Below are 18,272 nucleotides of genomic sequence, written 5' to 3'. Positions count from 1 at the left end.
AGCGTCAATCAGAAGCGAGAGGCCGCGGAGCGCGGAGAGGCTCAGGTCACGCCGGGACGTCGGCGGTTCCGACAATTCGACCGTTCCTCCCCAACGTCGCCGTCGGGCGGCATCGCATGACCCTGGTCCCCCTCGACGGCGGTCGGGTGTCCCCGCCGCACCGGACTTCCTACACTGGACCGGTGACATCCACCGAAGCCTTCGAAGCCGGACCCGATCGCGGTCTGGAGCGCACCCCGCCGCAGGACCTCCCCGCCGAGCGCGGCGTGCTGGGCGGCATGATGCTGTCCAAGGACGCGATCGCCGACGTCGTCGAGACGGTGCGGGGCAACGACTTCTACCGACCCGCCCACGAGATGATCTACGAGGCGATCATCGACCTCTACGGCCGTGGTGAGCCGGCGGACCTGGTCACGGTCTCCGATGAGCTCTCCAAGCGCGGCGAGCTGCAGCGCGTGGGCGGCGGCGCCTACCTCGCGGATCTCATCGACATGGTCCCCACCGCGGCGAACGCCGGGTACTACGCCGAGATCGTCGTCGAGCGCGCCCAGCTGCGCCGCCTCGTCGAGGCCGGCACCCGCATCGTGCAGCTCGGCTATGCGGCCGACGGCGGCGAGGTCGACGAGGTCATCAACGAGGCGCAGGCCCAGATCTACTCCGTCACCGAGCGCGGCCAGAGCGAGGACTTCCTCGCCCTCGGCGAGGTGATCGACGAGACCCTCAACGCGATCGAGGCGACCCAGAACCGTGGCGGCCAGGTCACGGGCGTGCCCACCGGGTTCGCCGAGTTCGACGAGCTCACCCAGGGCCTCCACGGCGGCCAGATGATCATCTTCGCGGGCCGTCCCGCCATGGGCAAGACGACCCTGGGCATGGACGTGCTGCGCTCCGCCTCGATCCACAACGGCAAGGCCAGCGTCATCTTCTCCCTGGAGATGGACAAGACCGAGATCACGATGCGTCTGCTCTCGGCCGAGGCGCAGGTGCCGATGAACCGCATGCGCGACGGCTCGATGGACGACCGCGACTGGCAGGCCATGGCCCGCGCGATGAGCCGCATCGCCGACGCACCGCTGTTCATGGACGACAGCGCGAACATGTCCCTGATGGAGATCCGTGCGAAGTGCCGCCGGCTCAAGCAGAAGCACGACCTCCAGCTCGTGGTCATCGACTACCTGCAGCTGATGAGCTCGGGCAAGAAGGTCGAGTCCCGCCAGCAGGAGGTCTCGGAGTTCTCCCGTGCCCTGAAGCTGCTGGCCAAGGAGATCAACGTGCCGGTCATCGCGATCTCGCAGCTGAACCGAGGCAGCGAGCAGCGCACCGACAAGACTCCGATGATGAGCGACCTGCGAGAGTCCGGCTCGATCGAGCAGGACGCCGACGTCATCCTCCTGATCCACCGCGAGGACTACTACGAGAAGGAGTCCGCCCGCGCCGGCGAGGCGGACCTCATCATCGCCAAGCACCGCAACGGCGCCACCAAGACCATCCCGGTCGCCTTCGAGGGCCACTACTCCCGGTTCAAGGACATGGCGGGCTCCGGCGGCTTCAGCGGCTGACGCGTCGCGAGGCGCCGTCCAGAGACGCGAAGGGGAACGGGCATGACTGCGGAACTCATGATCAGCATCGGCAGCGTGATCGTCGCGGTTGTGGCCGCCATCGCGGCTGTGAGGTCCAGCCGAGCTTCTCGTAGCTCAGCGAAAATCGCTGAGGTCCAAGCTCAGCTCTCCTACCAGAGTTTGGTGGGCGAGGCGGAGCCCAGCGCGATGTTGGAGCTCGACGAGGTCGAATATCGTTGGTCGTCAAGTGGGATCGTCCTGACGCCGGGAGGTGCGACTGATGCAGGTGTTGCGCGAGAAGCATTGGTCACGCTGAACGAAGCGAGCTCCATGGGACTGCATGCGGAGATTGTGCTGCGGGGGCGGCTCGTCAATCAGCGCTCGAGTCAGATGTTGGTGACGTACAAGGGATCGTGGGCGGATGAAGTGAGGTACCCGCTGCAAAACCAGAGTCTGTTCCTCATCGACGGTGAGGAACAGCAGCATATGACAGTTGCGGCGAATGGAAGTCTGGATTTCGTCTGGGTCGACCGCCGTTCGATCGACCAGTGGCGCCAGCTCTATATCGCTGCTGAGCAACCACGTGCGAAGGATGAGGAGCTCCAGATTCCTAGAGGCAGCTTCTGGGAGCGAGTGGCAGATGAGGTCCAGAGTCTTCGTGATCCGCGGTACGACCGCTCGTCGCTCTGGCGGGCAAAGATCCGGGAGAACAATGGGTTTCGTCTGGTCGTCGAAAGGAGGGCGGCCGAGCGCATCGCGACTGTGTGGACCGTGACTCCGCATCAAGCGCCCGTCGATCGCCGAGAGTGGGAGCACGGGGAGAAGAAATGGCGTTGGGGTCTTCGTGAGGCGGTGAATGCACCTATTGATGACGAGGTCATCTTCTACCGTTACACGCGCGACGCCACCCTGGCGCAAGTTGATCCACCCCGTGAACGGTGGGTGCCTGGAAGGTTCTGAGTAGGACCGATGCTCTTACTTGGTCGCCCCGCTGCTCTTCTCAGGTCAGGCGGCGAGCTCCACGGCATTGCCGCAGAGTGCGTCCACGCAGTCCGCGAGGCGGAAGCCCTCCCCGCCCGTCGTCGAGGCGATGCGCTCGGGGTCGGCGTCCGGCTGCGACGGGCCGAGCGGCTCGTCCGTGATCCGACGGAACGCGAGGCTCTCGAGCATCGCGGGCCATCGTGCCTGCACCGGGCGTCCTGCGGAGTCGACCACCGCGAAGCGTCGGCCCGTCGAGGTCGGGGCGTCGGGGTTCTCCTGGATCAGGCGCAGACCGCCCTCGTGGACCATCACGTGATGGCGGCGGCACAGCAGGGCGAGGCCGTCGATGTCGGTGGGGCCGCCCTCTGACCAGGGGACCACGTGATGCGCGTCGAGATGCTGCGACTGGTGGCAGCCGGGGAAGCAGCAGGTCCCGTCCCGCAGGCGCAGTGCTCGACGCTGGGCGCGGGAGGCGAGCCGCCGGGATCTGCCCAGGTGGAGGATCTCGCCCCCGGCGTCGGTGATCGAGACCGCGACCTGGCCGGTGCAGGCGAGACGCTCGGCGGTGCTCACCTCGAGCGGGCCCGCTCCGAGCACTCCGCAGACCTCGGGCGTTCCCGCGGGAACGTCCCGCGACGACGGGTGCGATCGCGATGCGTCCTCGTCGGCAGGCGTTCCCGCGGGAACGTCTCGGGACAACGCCTCCGCGCTGACCTGGACGATCACCAGGTGACGGTCCTCGCCCGAGCGGTCATCGGGTTCAGCGTCGAGGAAGGTGCGGGCCACGCTGACCAGGGCATCGGCCCGGCGCTGCTCGAGCGTCGCCGAGGTGGTGATCTCCGCAGAGCGCTCGGCGATCTCCTCCGCCGAGAGCTCGTCCACGTGGGCGATCGGGCGCGTCGAGCGCTGTGCAGGGGCCCCGGCTGACGGGCCGGCCGACGCGCCGGCCGATGGATCAGCCGACGGCGGGGCCGAGCCGTCGCGGTCGAGGGCGAGCTCGAGCGCGGTGACCACCTCGGCGCCCATCTCCGCGGGCAGGAGCGCGCGGACCTCGACCATGCCGTCCTCGCGCACCTGCCAGCGGGCCTGGCGCACGGCGTCCTGGCCCAGCCGGCTGCCGTCGATCGCGCGGAAGGAGGCGATGGTGCGGGCCAGCTGCGCGGCGGTCATGGACCGCGCGAGATCCACGAGGAGCTCCTCGTCGCAGCGGCCGACCACCCGGGAGATCTCGCGGACCTTCGAGTAGGAGAGCCTGCCGGCACGGAACTCGGCCACCGTCAGCGGCATCGAGGACAGGGCGCGTGCCACCCGCACATGCTCCCGGGCGGTGCCCGGAGACATCGAGCAGGACCAGGAGAGCCAGTGCGCCGTGGACTTCAGGCCCGAGAACCAGCTCAGGCCGTCACCGGCCTCGAACTCGCCGACCATCAGCAGCAGCTCGCATGTGGCCTCGGCGATCAGGGCGGCCTGCTGCTGGATCCGCGTGCCGAGCTCCTCGGCATCGGAGCGCGTGAGCCGCGCCCGGGCCTCGGGCTCCGGCGGGGTCGAAGGATCGTCGGTCGGTGAGGGGCGGATCATCGCGGTCTCCTGGTGGACGTCGACTCTGAGCGTCGGGTCCAGTACAACGCGGGGGTGTGACAGACGGCGGCGCGGGTCCACGGAGTCGGTCCGCGGCTGCGGGCGTGATGCCGGGGCCATCGCCCGAGGATGCGCTGCCGGTGTCGTCGGCCGCGGACTCCACCGCGCCCGTCGAGGGCCGCGAGCGACATGCCCGGCCCGTCGGTCGCGCCCTCCGGAGGGACCGCGGATCCACCAGCTCGAAATCTCCACCATCGCGCCCGGCGTCACCAGCGGATGCGGATCGAAACTCGGCCGCCGTCGCCCGCCTGCCCGTATCGGCCCTGGTCGCGGTCTCGCCCGAAACCCTGTGTGGCCTGCGTCATGACTGCTACTGTCTCTCCGAATGAGGTGCCCGCACCTCGCAGCAGGTCCCCGCAGAACGAAGGAGTTGTGCCCGTGACCACCTCGTCACCCGCGTCCCCCAACGCGTCCCCGGAGCCGACATCGGCCGGGGTCGACCCGACCTCACCCACCGCCGAGCAGTTCCTCGCCGTGCAGCAGTCCGAGGAGTTCGGCCGCCTGCGCCGCAGCTTCCGCGGCTTCGCGATCCCGATGACCGTCGCCTTCCTGGTCTGGTACCTGGCGTACGTGCTGCTCTCGACCTACGCCGAGGGCTTCATGTCCCTGCAGATCATCGGCAACCTGAACCTCGGGATCATCCTCGGGTTCAGCCAGTTCGCCATGACCTTCCTGATCACCTGGCTGTACATCCGTCACGCGAACAAGTCGCTGGATCCGATCTCCTCCCGGATCCGCGCCGAGCTGGAGGGTGATCTCTGATGGAGTTCGGCAACCCGATCCTGAACATCTCGATCTTCCTCGTCTTCGTGGTGGTGACCCTCGTGGTCGTCATCCGCGTCTCGCGGACCACCACGTCGGCCAGCGACTTCTACCACGGCGGCCGCGCCTTCTCCGGGCGGCAGAACGGCATCGCCATCGCCGGCGACTACCTCTCCGCCGCCTCGTTCCTCGGCATCGTCGGCGCGGTCGCGCTGTACGGCTACGACGGCCTGCTCTACTCCGTCGGCTTCCTCGTGGCCTGGCTGGTGGCGCTGCTGCTGGTCGCCGAGCCGCTGCGGAACACCGGCAAGTACACGATGGCGGACGTCCTCAGCTTCCGGATGCGGCAGCGTCCCGTGCGCACCGCCGCCGCGACCTCCACCCTCGCGGTCACCTTCTTCTACCTGCTCGCCCAGATGGCCGGCGCCGGCGCCCTGGTCTCGCTGCTCATCGGCATCGAGGGCCGCGTGGGCCAGTCGCTCGTGATCGCCGTGGTGGGCGTGGTGATGATCGCCTACGTGCTCATCGGCGGCATGAAGGGCACCACCTGGGTGCAGATCATCAAGGCGATCCTGCTGATCACCGCCGTCGGCGTCACGACCGTGTGGATCCTGGCGCTGAACGGCTTCAACCTCTCGGCCGTGCTCGGCCGGGCGGTGGATTCCCATCCCGACGGGTCCGCGATCCTCGAGCCGATGCTGCAGTACGGCACCTCGGGCTCCTCGAAGCTCGGCTTCGTCTCCCTCGCGATCGCGCTGGTGTTCGGCGCGGCCGGGCTGCCGCACGTGCTCATGCGCTTCTACACCGTGCCCACGGCGAAGGAGGCCCGACGCTCGGTGGTCTGGGCGATCGCCCTGATCGGATTCTTCTACCTGTGCACCCTCGTGCTCGGCTTCGCCGCCGCGTACATGGTCGGTGTGGACACCATCGGGGAGCTGCCCGGCGGCTCGAACTCGGCCGCCCCCGCCCTGGCCTACGCCGTCGGCGGCACCGTGCTGATGGGCATCATCTCCGCGGTGGCCTTCGCGACGATCCTCGCGGTGGTCGCAGGGCTGACGATCACCGCCTCTGCCAGCTTCGCGCACGACATCTACAACGGCGTGCTGAAGAACGGCGAGGCCGACCCCAAGAAGGAGATCAAGGTCGCGCGGCGCACCGCCCTGGTGATCGGTGCGGTCTCGATCGTGGGCGGCATCCTCGCCGCCGAGCAGAACGTCGCCTTCCTGGTCTCCCTCGCCTTCGCGATCGCGGCCAGCGCGAACCTGCCCTCGATCCTGTACTCGCTGTACTGGAAGCGGTTCAACACCCGCGGCTCCCTGTGGAGCATCTATGGCGGCCTGATCAGCGCGATCGTGCTCATCGCGTTCTCGCCGGTGGTCTCCGGCGCGGAGAAGGCGATGATCCCCGGCGCCGACTTCGCCTGGTTCCCGCTGACGAACCCGGCGATCGTGTCGGTGCCGCTGGGCTTCTTCCTCGGCTGGCTCGGCTCGGTGACCTCGCCGGAGCGCAATGAGCTCAAGCAGGCCGAGATGGAGGTGCGCTCCATGACCGGTGCCGGCTCCGAGAAGGCCACCGTCGAGCACTGAGCCCTGCTGGGCTGCGCCGGCGTGACGAAGCGGGGGGAATGGACCAGCCATTCCCCCCGCTTCGTCGCTCTGGTCGCCCTGACCCGGGTGGGGGTGCGGTCAAGGACCTACTGCAGCGACTCGAACTTCCGGATCCAGGCGGTGCCGACGGGGTTGGCGTCGGCGACCATGATCCCGAAGCGGTCCCCGGCGATCTCGGCGACCTCGGTGAGCGCCACGCGGCGCTCGTGCTCGGGGGAGTGGTCCAGGCGGCGCACGCCGTCCTCGATGATCTTCGCGAAGGAGTCGGTGCGGCCCAGGAACGCGACGAAGGGCATCGCGAACTTCTCCTCGTACCGGGCGGAGAGGTCCCGCACCGCGAGGACGTCCTCGTCGGTGAGGTTCTCCAGGGCGAAGGAGCCCACGTCCTGGCTGATCGACCCGGCCTGCTCCTCGTCGGCCGTGACCAGGGTGGCCATATCCGGGTAGGCGCGCACCAGGTCGTCCTGCTCGGCGCGCTCCGCGGTGAGCACCGCGTCCTCGATCGCTGCACGCAGGGCGGGGGCGTCCTCGAAGGGCCGCGACTCCCAGGCCCGCTCGAGCGGCCAGGTCGCCCCGTTGAACAGGGAGCCGAAGGTGCCCACGAAGGTCTCGCGGTCCATCTCGCCCACGTCCACGATGCCGATCCGTCGGCCGGCGGCGGTGGTGGTGACCATGGAGCCGCGCTGGCGGCCGATGTGGAAGAACACCAGGTTGAGCACGATCGCGGTGATCGCGCCGACGGTCACGCCGGAGGAGACGAACACCTGCGCCCACGCGGGGAACACCCCGGCGATGTCGGGCTTGAAGCTCACCAGCATCGCCAGGCCCAGCGAGGTGCCGACGATGACGGAGTTGCGGTTGTCGGTGAGGTCCACCTTCGACAGGGTCTGGATGCCCACCAGCGCCACCGAGGCGAACAGGGCCAGCGAGGCGCCGCCGAGCACGGGGGAGGGGATCGCGGCGACCACGGCGCCGGCCTTCGGCAGCACGCCGAGGACGATCATGATCGCGCCCGCCCCGGCGACCACCCAGCGGGACTTCACGCGGGTCAGGCGCACCAGGCCGATGTTCTGCGCGAAGCAGGTGTAGGGGAAGGAGTTCAGCACGCCGCCCAGCAGGGTGGAGAGGCCGTCGGCCCGGATCGCCTCGGAGATGTTCTTCGGGCGGATCCGCTTGCCCACGATCTCGCCCGCGGCGAAGACGTCGCCGGTGGTCTCCACCATCGTGATCAGCATGACGATGATCATCGAGATGATCGCGGTCGCCGAGAAGGTGGGGATGCCGAAGTAGAAGGGCGTGGTGACCCCGAAGGCGGAGGCCTCGGTGACGCCGCTGAAGGAGGTGTCGCCCAGGAGCACGGCCACCGCGGTGCCGATCACGAGGCCCAGCAGCACCGCGATCGTGCCGAGGAAGCCGCGGAAGAACCGCTGCACGAGCACGATGATCGCGAGGGTGCCGAGCGCGTAGAGGATGTCGCGCGCGGCGGGGGTGCCCTCGGCGTAGTTGGTGATGTCCCCGGCGGAGACGCCCAGCAGCGTGATGCCCATCGTGGTCAGCACGGTGCCGATGACCACCGGCGGGAAGAACCGCAGGATCCGTGCGAAGTACGGGGCGACCAGGAAGGTGAACAGGCCCGCCACGATGATCGAGCCGTAGATCATCGGCAGGCCCTCGACGCCGCCCTCGCCGCCGGTCGCGGCGAGGCCGATCGCGATGATCGGGCTCACGGCCGTGGTGGTCACGCCCTGGATGATCGGCAGGCGCACGCCCACCTTCCAGAAGCCGACGGACTGGATCAGGGTCGCGATGCCGCAGGTGAACAGGTCCGCGTTGATGAGGTGGATCGTCTGTTCGGGGGTGAGGTTCAGGCCCGAGGCGATCAGCAGCGGCACGATCACGGCGCCGGCGTAGAAGGCCAGCACGTGCTGGAGGGAGAGCACCGAGAGGCGGCCGACGGGCGGCACCTGGTCGACCGGGTGGCGGGTCGGTGCGGCGGTGCCGGACGGGGAGGCAGGGGCTGCTGCGGAGGTCATCGGAGTCCTTGGGGTCCGTCGAGCGAGGGCCTCGGTCGACGTGGGGAGCGGGGAGCGGAGGAGGGCGGAACGAACCGCGTTCCAGCGTAGGCCCCCACGCGGGACGCGGTCCCTCCGGGGCCGGGGGCTGGACGTGAGATCCGTGTCATCCCGCGGCCGCGTCCTGTGGCCGTGGTCTCCGCGGGAGGAGTAGAAGGGACGGGTGAGCACCCCCATCCCGTCCCGTCCGAGCCGGCGCCCCCTCGGCCTGCTGCTCGCGGCGCTCGCCGTCCTCGTGGTCGGCGTGAACCTGCGACCGGGCGCGACGAGCGTCGGCCCGCTGATGTCGGAGGTGGTCGACGCCTATGGCCAGGGGCCCTTCGCCGCCGGTCTGCTCACCGCCCTGCCGCCGCTGATCTTCGGCGTCCTGGGCCTGCTGGCGGTCCCGGTCTCGCGACGGCTCGGGATGACCGGCACCGTCGTCGCCTCCTTCGTGGTCGTCGCCCTCGGCCTCCTGCTGCGCCCCTCCACCGAGGTGTTCGCGCTGTTCGTGGGGCTGTCGGTGCTGGGCCTGCTGGGGCCGGCGCTGGGCAACGTGCTCGTTCCGGCCTGGATCAAGATGCACGGCGGCACCCGCACCGTCGGCCTGATGACGCTGTACAGCGTGACGCTCGCGCTCGGCGGATCCGCCGGGTCGGCGCTCGCGGTGCCGATGGCAGGATCCGGGGCCGACGGCTGGACGGACTCGCTGCGCGTCTGGGGCATGGTGGTCGCGGTGCCGGTGGTGGTGTGGGCCGTGGTGCTGACCCGCACGGGGCACGATTTCCCGCCCGACCCGCCGCGCGGCGAGGTTCCCGGTTCGCTGCTGCGCTCGCCCACCGCCATCGCGCTCACGCTCATGTTCGCCCTGCAGTCGCTGAACGCCTACACGCAGTTCGGCATGCTCCCGCAGATCCTCACCGAGGCCGGGATCAGCCCGGCGCGCGCCGGGGTGCTGGTCGCGGTCATCGCAGGATGGGGCCTGGTGGGCGGCATGGTGATGCCCACGGTGATCGCGAAGGTGCCGGGCCTGCCCTGGATCGTGGGCGGCTTCGGCCTGCTCACCGCGATCGGGTACCTCGGGCTCCTGCTCGCCCCGGCCGTCAGCCCGCTGCTGTGGGCGTGCGTGCTGGGGGTCGGCGGCTTCGCCTTCCCCACCGCGATCGCCCTGCTGCCCGCCCGCACCCGGTCGCCGCTGATCACCGCCCGGCTCTCCGGCATGGTCCAGCCGATCGGCTACCTGCTCGCCGCGCTCGGGCCGATCATCGCGGGCATGCTGCTGGGGGCCACCGGCTCGTCCGCGGGGGTGCTGTGGTTCCTGGCCGGGACCGGGGTGCTGCTGGCCGTGGCCGGGTTCCGGGTGGGGCTGCCGCGGCTGGTCGACCACGAGATCGGGTCCTGACCTCCGCCGGGAGCGCCCGGAACCCTGCGAGGAGCGGCCCGATCCATGGGAGGATGACCCCATGAGCCTTGTCCGCACCCTGCGCATCCTGGCCTCGCAGCGGCCGTCCCTGCCCTCTCGAGCCCTCGCGGATCCCGCCCGCGTCCAGCGGCGCCGTCACGGGCATGTGCCGGTCACCTGGATCGATCCGGAGCATGCGAGCACCGCGACCATCGTCCATCTCCACGGCGGCTCCTATGTGGCCGGCGAGAGCGCTCGGACCTGGGACTTCCTGGAGGAGACCGCACGTCGCTCCGGCGCGGCGGGCGCGATGATCCACTACCGCCTCGCCCCGCGCCACGGCTTCCCGGCCGCGGTCCAGGACGTGCTGCACGCCCTCGAGGCGCTCTCCTCCGGGGCCGTGCTCCGGCCGGGGCGCTGGGTGCTCTCCGGGGACGAGGCCGGTGCCGGGCTCGCGCTCGCGGTCGCGCAGATCCTCGCCGGCTCCGGCGTGGACTCCCCGGCCGCGGTGCTGCTCAGCTCGCCCTGGGCGGACCTCGAGCGCGAGGAGCAGCCGGGCGAGCTGCGCAGGACCGCCGCCCGCCTCTACTCCGGCTCGGTGCCGCGCACCGATCCGCGCCTCAGCCCCCTGCTCGGGGACCTGTCCGCTCTGCCGCCGGTGCACCTGGTGAGCGGGGAGCGGGACGAGCTGGTCGAGGACTCCCGTCGGCTCGCCGCCGCCCTCGCCGCGGCCGATGCCGAGCACCACATGCTCGAGATCCCCGGCGCCGGCGATCAGATCGCGGTCGAGGGCACCGGGCCCGACGCCCAGCAGGCGCGCCGCTTCCTCATCGAGGCCGCGCGCGAGGCGATGGGGACGAGCAGCGCCGTGGGCAGCGCGCACTGAGAGCGGCTCGCTGAGAACGGTGCGCCGAGCCGTCAGGTGCTACCGCAGCTCGGGCTCGGACGTGTCCGCGCGACCGGTGTCCGCATCGAGGCGGCGGCGGATCGTCGCCGCCCGCTCGCGGTCCTTCCGGACGGCGTCGTCCACCAGGGCGGTGGTGTCCACCGCGGGCTCCTCCGGCTGCAGCACCGTCCACACCACGAACGCCAGGGTCAGCAGCAGGCAGATGGCGGCCAGGATCAGCAGGATCGGCCAGGAGAAGGGGACCGGGTCCCAGAAGGTGGCTCCTGCGACGGTCGGGGAGGCGAGGACGACATCCATCGCGCATACCCCCTCGAGTCATCGGTCGGATGTCCCGGGCCGATCGCGATGGTGGCCGGGGACGCACAGAGCATCGTCAGCATAACGCCGCCCAGCATCCTGAGGTTATGCTGGAAAGATCATGGCTGACGTTATTGTCGGGCGCTTCGCGCTCATCGACCTGATCGCCAAGGGCGGTTCCGGGTCCGTCTGGCGCGCCTGGGACTCGAAGACGGAGAAGCTCTGCGCGGCGAAGGTGCTGCGCCAGCGGGACTCGGCCGATCTCATGCGCTTCGTGCGCGAGAAGGGCGTCAGCTTCGATCATCCGCATCTGCTCACCCCGTACGGCTGGGGAGCCGAGGACGAGCACGTGGTGATCGCGATGCCGCTGGTCTCCGGCGGCACCCTCGAATCCGTGGTGAAGAAGAAGGGCCGGCTCGCCGAGCCGGCCGTGGTGGTCATCCTCGACCAGCTGCTCGACGGCCTCTCCCACATCCACGCCGAGGGCTGGATCCACCGCGACGTGAAGCCCGCGAACATCATGTTCGAGGCGCGAGGGAACGCCTTCCCCGCCTCGAGGCTGGCCGACTTCGGGATCGCGGTTCACGAGACCGATGTGCGCTTCACGCACGTCGGCATGGTCAACGGCACCCCGGGGTACATGGCGCCCGAGCTGTTCTCGATGGCCGAGCCTGCCCCCTCCCACGACCTGTACGCCGCCGGGGTGGTGGCGATGGTCGCGCTGAACGGTCCGATCAAGCTGCACGACGGCTCGTTCCGGCCCGAGGAGCTGAACCAGCACCTGCAGGGCGTCACCCCGAAGCTCTCCGCGGTGATCCGTCGCCTGGTCGCGGCGCAGCCCGAGGACCGCTACCAGGACGCCGACTCGGTGCGCCGGGACCTGCCGCGCGTGCCGCGGGGCTACCCGCTCACCCACGCCGACGGCACGCCGCTGCAGTTCGTGGACACGCTCGAGCCGATGCCCGCGAACGCCCCCGGCGCGTCCCGCCCGCAGCGTCCGGCGGCGACATCCTCCGGCCCGTCGATGGAGGCGATCCGGTCCGGACGGGTCCAGCAGGGCTTCAGCTCCCCCTCGGCCTCGCCGCAGACCGGCCCGCAATGGGCGCAGCAGACACCGCCCCAGGCCGCGGGGGCGCCGCAGCCCCAGGGCGCCGGGTCGCCGCCGAGCGCCCCGTTCACCCCGCATCCGTACACGCGCACCCAGACCACGACCGGCAGCACCGGGCAGAACCAGTCGTCCCGGCGCAGCACGATGATCGCGATCGTGCTGGGATCCGCCTCGGCGCTCGTGCTGGGCGCCCTGGTGGCCATCATCCTGCTGGCGGTCTTCAACAATCCCTCGGCCGCCGCGCCGCTCGACGAGGGCGGCGGTGCCGTCAGCGGTGTCGTCGCGTCCTCCGGCGAGGTCGACGGCGGTTCCGGTCTGGTGCCGGGGGCATCCGACGGAGAGGGCCCCGCGACCTCCTGACGAGGGATCGGCGGGCTGGCTCGGCCGGCGCTCAGCCGACCGCCACCGCGATCGTGTCCAGGGACTGGATCAGCGCCGAGCCGCGGGGGTCCATGAGCAGCTCGATCCGCAGCGACAGCGGATGGCCGGCCGCGGTCGTGCCGCTGCCCCGCACCGTCCAGCGCAGGCGGGCACGGCTCAGCACCTCGGCGTCCTGAGCGCGCAGCGCCGCGATCGCGCTCGCCTCGAGCCCCGCCGTGGCCAGAGCCGCCTCGAGACGACGCCGACGCTCCGCCCGCGAGACGTCGAGGTCCATGGTGTCCGCGAACCAGGAGTCGGCGACCGCCTCCTCGCCACCGTGCAGCCAGGTCAGCGCCGCGTCGCCCGCCTCGAGGGTGCGCGGGGCGGCCTCCAGGGGCCGACGGGCCAGCAGCGCCGGCAGCTCCCGCTGCAGCAGGCGCAGCGCCTGCATCGACAGAGAGGTGGCCGGGGCGTACTTCGAGTTCGCGAGCGCCACGACGCCCACCCCGGAGTCGCGGTGCCACACCATGAAGGACCCGTATCCCGGGTAGCCGCCGGAGTGGGAGACAACGTCCCCGAGATCGGGGAAGTGCTCGACGACCAGGCCGAACCCGTAGCCGCGCACCCGTTCGAAACCGGGGGAGAGGAGGGCCGGATCCTCGAAATCGGCCGGCAGGGCGGGCAGCGGATGGTGGCGATGCAGCTGCTGCATCTCGCGGCGGGAGGCGGTGGCCAGGGGGCCGGCCTCCCGTGACGCGGCGTCGGGGGCGTCGGCCGCGGCGAGGAACCGGGCCCAGGCGGCGACGTCGTCCACGGTGGAGAACAGCCCGGCCATGGCACCGTAGACGCCGGGGGAGTCCAGCGGCACCGGCTCGAAGCGGGTGGCGTCGGTGCGGTCGGCGAGGCGATGGCCGGTGGCCAGGTGCTGCTCGTCGATCTCCTCGGCGGACCATCCGGTGGCGTCCAGCCCGAGTGGCGCGAGGAAGCGGCGGCGGATCTCGCTGGCGTAGTCCGAGCCGGTGACCTCGTCGATCACCCGGCCCAGGAGGGCGAACCCGGTGTTGGAGTACTCGAAGCCGCTGCCCACCTGGTGCACGTGGCCGAGGCCCCCGCGCAGGGTCGCGGCGAACTCCTCGCGCGTCATCGCCTCCTGGCGGTCGCCCCAGGGGTTGTCGGTGACCAGGCCCGCGCTCATGGTCAGCAGCTGGCGCAGAGTGGGCTCGCGCTCGTCGGGGGCGAGATCGAAGGCCCCGGCGGCCTCGGGGACATGCGCCGAGATCGGGTCCTCCAGGGACAGCCGGCCCTCGTCGCGCAGCGCCAGGATCGTGGCGGCGGTGAAGGACTTCGTCATCGAGGCGATGCGGGAGACGGTCGCGCGGTCCATCGGGCCGGTGCCCTCGGCGGGCCGCCCGCCGTCGAGCTGGCGATGGCCGGCCGCACCGTGCGCCAGGACCGCCTGGTCATGGCCGTGACCGCCGATGATCGCCCACGTCACGCCCGAGGTGCGGTGCTCCGCGACCGCGGTCTCGAAGAGGCCGGCGATGGTCGCGAGGACGGGGGCGGGCAGCGCGTCGACGAGGGCGGCGGCCGGGGCGTCAGAGCGGGTGGCAGAGCGGGTGGCAGGGGAGGTCAGGCTGGTCTCGGGCATGCCTACCACTGTATGGCCTGGGGCGGGCTCAGGAGGGATCGGTGTAGAAGCGGTGGATGACCGCCGCGACCTCCTCGCCGACCACCTCGACCAGCCGTGCCGGTTCGGTGCGGGCCGGGTCGAAGGCGGCGGGCGGTGCGGGGGCCGCCGGGGTCTCGTCAGCGGTCGCGGCGGGGGGCGTCACGGCGGGCTGCGGGGCGGCGCTGTCGTCCGGGGCCGCGGCGTCCGGCTCGGTGCGGGCGGGTGCCACGAGGTCCTCGAGGGCGAGGCCGCGCAGGGTCAGCAGCAGCAGGGGCTGCTCATCGACCGCCTCCACCAGCACGTACAGCAGCGCCGAGACGTGCCGGCACGGGCCCGGCCAGTCCAGGCAGGAGCAGTCGTGGGAGAGCTCCATCGCGTCACGGGGCAGGAGGGAGATCTCCGAGGCGGCGAGCTCCGCCTCGATCTGCTGCGGGTACTCGCCGGCGGCGAGGCGCGCGGGCAGCTCCGGATGCGCACGGGCGACCTGCAGGACCACCCTGCGGTCGCCCTCGAGGAAGGCGGGCAGCTCGAGGCGGGCGTGGTAGAGCTCGCCGTCGGCGTCGAGCACGTCGCCGCGCGCCGCCCCGGCGTCGACGTCGAGCCACTGCACACGCCCGGCGCGGGCATCGGCCTTGCCGCGGCTCACCCGGGCCGGTCCCAGCAGGCGCTCCGCACCGTCGCGGAGGGCGACGGCGTGCCAGGCCGTGCCCACCGCGCCGCGGCGTGATCTCAGCTCGATGCTCACAGCCCGTCCTCCTCCGCGTCGAGGGCCAGGAGGTCGAACAGCCGGTCGTCGTCCAGGGAGGCCATCCAGTCCTCGCCCGGGCTCACGGTCAGATCCGCGAGCGCCTGCTTGTCCGAGAGCACGGTGTCGATCTTCTCCTCCACGGTTCCGGCGCTGACCAGCTTGTTCACGGTCACATCGCGGCGCTGGCCGATGCGGTAGGCACGGTCCGTGGCCTGGTTCTCCACCGCCGGGTTCCACCAGCGATCCAGATGGACGACGTGGTTCGCGGCGGTGAGGGTGAGCCCGGTGCCGCCGGCCCGCAGGCTCAGCAGCATGAGCCCCGGCCGATCGCGATGCTCCTGGAACTCGGCGACCATCTGGTCCCGGTCGCGCTTGGAGACCCCGCCGTGGAGGAAGGGGACGTCGATCCCGAACTCGGCGAAGCGCTCGGTCCAGTACGGCACCAGCAGATGCCCGAAGGTGGTGAACTGCGTGAACAGCAGCGCCTTCTGACCCTCCTCGAAGGCGGTCTGCAGCAGGTCGTCGACGAGCTCGAGCTTGCCGGAGCGGTGCTCGCCGTCGCGCACCAGCGGCGAGCCGTCGCCGAGGTAGTGGGCGGGATGGTTGCACACCTGCTTGAGCCGGGTGATGGCGGAGACGACCAGGGTGCGGCGCTGCTTCTCGTCGGCGCCGTCGATCTGGACCATCAGCTCGTCCACGATCGCCTCGTACAGGCCGGCCTGCTCGGCGGTCAGGTTCACCACGCGGCTGAGCTCGATCTTCTCGGGCAGGTCCTTGATGATCGAGCGGTCGGTCTTCAGACGGCGCTGGATGAACGGGCCGGTCACGAGCTTGAGGCGGCTGATCGCGCCGCCGTCGCCGTCCTCCTCGATCGGGGTCGCGACGCGCTCCTGGAAGCTCTTCGCGCTGCCCAGCAGACCGGGGTTGACCACCTCCATGAGGGAGTGGAGGTCAGCGAGCCGGTTCTCCACCGGGGTACCCGTCAGGGCGAGACGATGCGGGGCCTGCAGCGATCGGGCGGCCCGGGTGACCTGGGTGGCGGGGGTCTTCACGTGCTGCGCCTCGTCGAACACGAGCCGGTGCCAGGGCACCGCCGCGAGCAGCTGCTGGTCGCGGGCCAGCAGGGAGTAGGTGGTGATGACGAGGTCCTTCTCCGCGGCCGCGGCGACGAAGGAGGCGTCGCGCCGTCGGTCGCCGCCGTGATGGACGAGCACCTGCAGGTGCGGGGCGAAGGTCGCCGCCTCGCGCTGCCAGGCGCCCACCACGGACATCGGGCACACCAGCAGGGTGGGGCCGACGGGCGCGGGATCCTCCGGGAGCGGATCGACGGGGAAGAGGCGGGAGAGGGCCGGGGCGCCGCCCGCCGTCGTCTCCGCGGCGGCCTCGCGCTCCCGGCACAGCAGGGCCAGCACCTGCATCGTCTTGCCCAGGCCCATGTCGTCGGCGAGGATCCCGCCGAGGTGCTGACGGTCCAGGGCCCACAGCCAGTTCAGGCCGTCGAGCTGATAGGGCCGCAGGGAGGCCTGCAGGCTGCGGGGCTGCGGGTGGGGGAAGGGACCCGAGGCGCCGGGCATCAGGCGGGCCAGGCCGTGATGACCGCCCGCGAGCAGGGCGGTGACCCCGAAGTCGACGTCCGCCGCCTCGGGGGAGAGGATCAGCGAGAACATCTCGACCCAGGGGGCGCGGCCCTCGATCTCCGCCGGGACGGGGGAGGGGTCTGTCGGGGCGGGGCCAGCCGGGGCGGGGGCGGGCTCGGACGGGACGAGTGCTGTCGGGGCGGTCGCCGCCGGCCGACGGTCGGGTCCTGACGCGGCCGTCGGCCGCTGGTCCTTCCGCTCCGAGCGCGTGCGCGCGCCGAAGGCGTCCAGGAACCGCTCCGCCGCCCGCAGGGTGCTCGCGTCCAGGCGCACCCACTGACCGCGCAGCCGCACCAGCTCGGACTGCGCCTCGCGGATCTCCTCCATCTCCGCCTCGGTCAGCTCGGTCTCGCCCACCGCCACCCGCCAGCGGAAGGAGGCCATCGCCCCGAGCCCCACCCCGGAGCCCTTCCTCTCGCCGGGCTCCTCCTCGACCTCCTGGGGCCGGACGGAGGTCTTCTGCTTGGTCCAGTCGCGCGGGAGCAGCACCGTCACCCCGGCCTCCTCGAGGGAGGGGGTGTCGCGGGCGAGGAACTCGGAGGCCTCGGCGGTGGTCAGCAGCCAGTCCACGCCGGTCTCGTCCACGGCCGCGCCGCGCACCGTCGGGGCCAGGCGCATCACCGCGGCGGAGGCCTCGGCGGCGCCGGCGGCGGTGAGGTCGCCGACGGCCCGCAGGTCCGCCACCGGGTGGACCGTCCCGTCGGCCTCCCGCAGGCAGGTCTGCAGCGGCCAGGCGGTGCCCACGGGCGGCTGGAACAGCCGCACCACCAGCTCGCTGTCCCGCGAGCCGAGCGTCACGCCGGGACGGCCGGAGTCCACGAGCGCGTCGAGCGCGGCGGTGATGCGGCGCTGGGTGGGGAGATCGGCGCGCAGCTCGCCCTCGTCGGCCAGGGCCCACAGCACCCCGTGAGGATCCGCCGACGGGGCGGCCGTGCGGCGCAGATGCTCCGCGAAGGCACGGCGGGCATGCCCGTCGACCAGGGCGTCGAGCATCGCCGGGGCGTCCTTCTCGGGGGCGCGCCACTGCATCGTCGGCCGCCCGTGCCGCTCCGTCGCCCGGGCGCGCACGTGCCGCGCCTCGACCAGCGCCTGCGCGCGGAGGTCGAGCACGATCGCCGCCACCAGATCCGGCATCGCGATCAGCTGCTCGTCGAGCCGGGCGGCGGCGCCGTCGCTGACGAGCGCGGAGACGTGCTCGTCGAAGGCGTCGCCGAACCGCGCATCGAGCAGATCCGTCGCCGCGCCCACCAGGCCGGTCAGGGCCGGGCCGTCCAGCGGGAGCGCGGGGAGGCGACGGTCCCCGTCACGACCCGGGACGCGCACCCGGTGGCGCAGCCGGTCCGGAGCCCCGGCGAGAGCCTCGGCGATCCCGCTCGGCGCCTCGCGACGCAGGGCGGCGAGGTCCTCGAGCGCGCGTGAGCGCCCCGGGCCGGTCTGCTCGCGCACCCACAGGGCAGGGCCGAGATCCTCGTCGAGGACGAGGTGGAGGCGGCGGTCGGGCATGGGATCAGACTAGGCGGCGCGACCGACGGATGCCGACCCGGTC

The 18,272-nt window shown here is 71.6% G+C and carries 13 protein-coding genes; 7 read left to right on the top strand and 6 right to left on the bottom strand.

Translation table 11 applies throughout. The features are described 5' to 3' along the window. The first annotated feature begins 182 nt into the window (after positions 1-182). Together dnaB and CFK41_RS15690 are read left to right on the top strand one after the other, a co-directional pair. Positions 183-1,559, top strand: a complete 1,377-nt coding sequence (gene dnaB, locus CFK41_RS15695; protein ID WP_151904782.1) for a replicative DNA helicase — start codon at positions 183-185, stop codon at positions 1,557-1,559. Between the two features lie 42 nt (positions 1,560-1,601). Further along, the gene (locus CFK41_RS15690) at positions 1,602-2,519 is read left to right on the top strand and encodes a hypothetical protein (RefSeq protein WP_096800521.1); all 918 of its coding nucleotides are present in this window, start codon (positions 1,602-1,604) and stop codon (positions 2,517-2,519) included. A gap of 45 nt (positions 2,520-2,564) precedes the next feature. Here CFK41_RS15690 and CFK41_RS15685 read toward each other — a convergent pair whose 3' ends face one another. Then, entirely contained in the window at positions 2,565-4,118 is a 1,554-nt protein-coding gene (locus tag CFK41_RS15685; RefSeq protein WP_096800520.1) for an HNH endonuclease signature motif containing protein, read from the bottom strand. A gap of 438 nt (positions 4,119-4,556) precedes the next feature. Between CFK41_RS15685 and CFK41_RS15680 the strand changes: the two genes are divergently transcribed. After that, on the top strand, positions 4,557-4,940 hold the full coding sequence (locus tag CFK41_RS15680) for a DUF485 domain-containing protein (protein ID WP_227873114.1): 384 nt from the start codon (positions 4,557-4,559) through the stop codon (positions 4,938-4,940). Further along, positions 4,940-6,526, top strand: coding sequence for a solute symporter family protein (locus CFK41_RS15675; protein WP_096800519.1), 1,587 nt, complete (start codon positions 4,940-4,942; stop codon positions 6,524-6,526). The genes CFK41_RS15680 and CFK41_RS15675 overlap by 1 nt, the downstream gene beginning before the upstream one ends. A 107-nt stretch (positions 6,527-6,633) precedes the next feature. Here CFK41_RS15675 and CFK41_RS15670 read toward each other — a convergent pair whose 3' ends face one another. Beyond that, complete coding sequence (locus CFK41_RS15670; protein WP_096800518.1) at positions 6,634-8,580, bottom strand: solute carrier family 23 protein; 1,947 nt, start codon at positions 8,578-8,580, stop codon at positions 6,634-6,636. A gap of 202 nt (positions 8,581-8,782) precedes the next feature. Here CFK41_RS15670 and CFK41_RS15665 point away from each other — a divergent pair, with 202 nt between their 5' ends. Next, positions 8,783-10,000, top strand: coding sequence for an MFS transporter (locus tag CFK41_RS15665; protein ID WP_096800517.1), 1,218 nt, complete (start codon positions 8,783-8,785; stop codon positions 9,998-10,000). A gap of 61 nt (positions 10,001-10,061) precedes the next feature. Next, positions 10,062-10,886 carry an alpha/beta hydrolase gene (locus tag CFK41_RS15660; RefSeq protein ID WP_096800516.1) on the top strand — a complete coding sequence of 275 codons (825 nt, stop codon included), beginning with the start codon at positions 10,062-10,064 and terminating at the stop codon, positions 10,884-10,886. A 39-nt stretch (positions 10,887-10,925) separates the two neighbouring features. Here the strand turns inward: CFK41_RS15660 and CFK41_RS15655 are convergent, their stop codons facing one another. Next, entirely contained in the window at positions 10,926-11,204 is a 279-nt protein-coding gene (locus tag CFK41_RS15655; protein WP_096800515.1) for a hypothetical protein, read from the bottom strand. 121 nt (positions 11,205-11,325) lie between these two features. Here CFK41_RS15655 and CFK41_RS15650 point away from each other — a divergent pair, with 121 nt between their 5' ends. Continuing rightward, a complete protein-coding gene (locus CFK41_RS15650) occupies positions 11,326-12,672 on the top strand; it encodes a serine/threonine protein kinase (protein ID WP_096800514.1) in 1,347 nt (448 codons plus the stop codon). A gap of 31 nt (positions 12,673-12,703) precedes the next feature. Here CFK41_RS15650 and CFK41_RS15645 read toward each other — a convergent pair whose 3' ends face one another. Genes CFK41_RS15645 through CFK41_RS15635 form a run of 3 tightly spaced genes read right to left on the bottom strand, consistent with a single transcriptional unit; the run spans position 12,704 to position 18,229 of the window. Beyond that, positions 12,704-14,320, bottom strand: coding sequence for a serine hydrolase domain-containing protein (locus tag CFK41_RS15645; RefSeq protein WP_096800513.1), 1,617 nt, complete (start codon positions 14,318-14,320; stop codon positions 12,704-12,706). Positions 14,321-14,348: 28 nt separating this feature from the next. Next, positions 14,349-15,086, bottom strand: a complete 738-nt coding sequence (locus CFK41_RS15640; RefSeq protein WP_096800512.1) for an SWIM zinc finger family protein — start codon at positions 15,084-15,086, stop codon at positions 14,349-14,351. After that, the gene (locus CFK41_RS15635; RefSeq protein ID WP_096800511.1) at positions 15,083-18,229 is read right to left on the bottom strand and encodes a DEAD/DEAH box helicase; all 3,147 of its coding nucleotides are present in this window, start codon (positions 18,227-18,229) and stop codon (positions 15,083-15,085) included. The genes CFK41_RS15640 and CFK41_RS15635 overlap by 4 nt, the downstream gene beginning before the upstream one ends. Positions 18,230-18,272 lie beyond the last annotated feature (43 nt).

It is taken from the genome of Brachybacterium ginsengisoli (assembly GCF_002407065.1).
In the GTDB taxonomy this organism is placed as follows: domain Bacteria; phylum Actinomycetota; class Actinomycetes; order Actinomycetales; family Dermabacteraceae; genus Brachybacterium; species Brachybacterium ginsengisoli.
The sequence above is the reverse complement of the archived record's forward strand: the minus strand, read 5'-3'. Positions and strand labels throughout refer to the sequence as shown.

Bases quoted from the DNA above. Each gene is read 5' to 3' on its own strand.
- CFK41_RS15675 (WP_096800519.1), top strand. From the start codon at position 4,940: ATGGAGTTCGGCAACCCGATCCTGAACATCTCGATCTTCCTCGTCTTC.
- CFK41_RS15660 (WP_096800516.1), top strand. From the start codon at position 10,062: ATGAGCCTTGTCCGCACCCTGCGCATCCTGGCCTCGCAGCGGCCGTCC.
- CFK41_RS15690 (WP_096800521.1), top strand. From the start codon at position 1,602: ATGACTGCGGAACTCATGATCAGCATCGGCAGCGTGATCGTCGCGGTT.
- CFK41_RS15670 (WP_096800518.1), bottom strand. From the start codon at position 8,580: ATGACCTCCGCAGCAGCCCCTGCCTCCCCGTCCGGCACCGCCGCACCG.
- CFK41_RS15685 (WP_096800520.1), bottom strand. From the start codon at position 4,118: ATGATCCGCCCCTCACCGACCGACGATCCTTCGACCCCGCCGGAGCCC.
- CFK41_RS15650 (WP_096800514.1), top strand. From the start codon at position 11,326: ATGGCTGACGTTATTGTCGGGCGCTTCGCGCTCATCGACCTGATCGCC.
- CFK41_RS15655 (WP_096800515.1), bottom strand. From the start codon at position 11,204: ATGGATGTCGTCCTCGCCTCCCCGACCGTCGCAGGAGCCACCTTCTGG.
- CFK41_RS15635 (WP_096800511.1), bottom strand. From the start codon at position 18,229: ATGCCCGACCGCCGCCTCCACCTCGTCCTCGACGAGGATCTCGGCCCT.
- CFK41_RS15645 (WP_096800513.1), bottom strand. From the start codon at position 14,320: ATGCCCGAGACCAGCCTGACCTCCCCTGCCACCCGCTCTGCCACCCGC.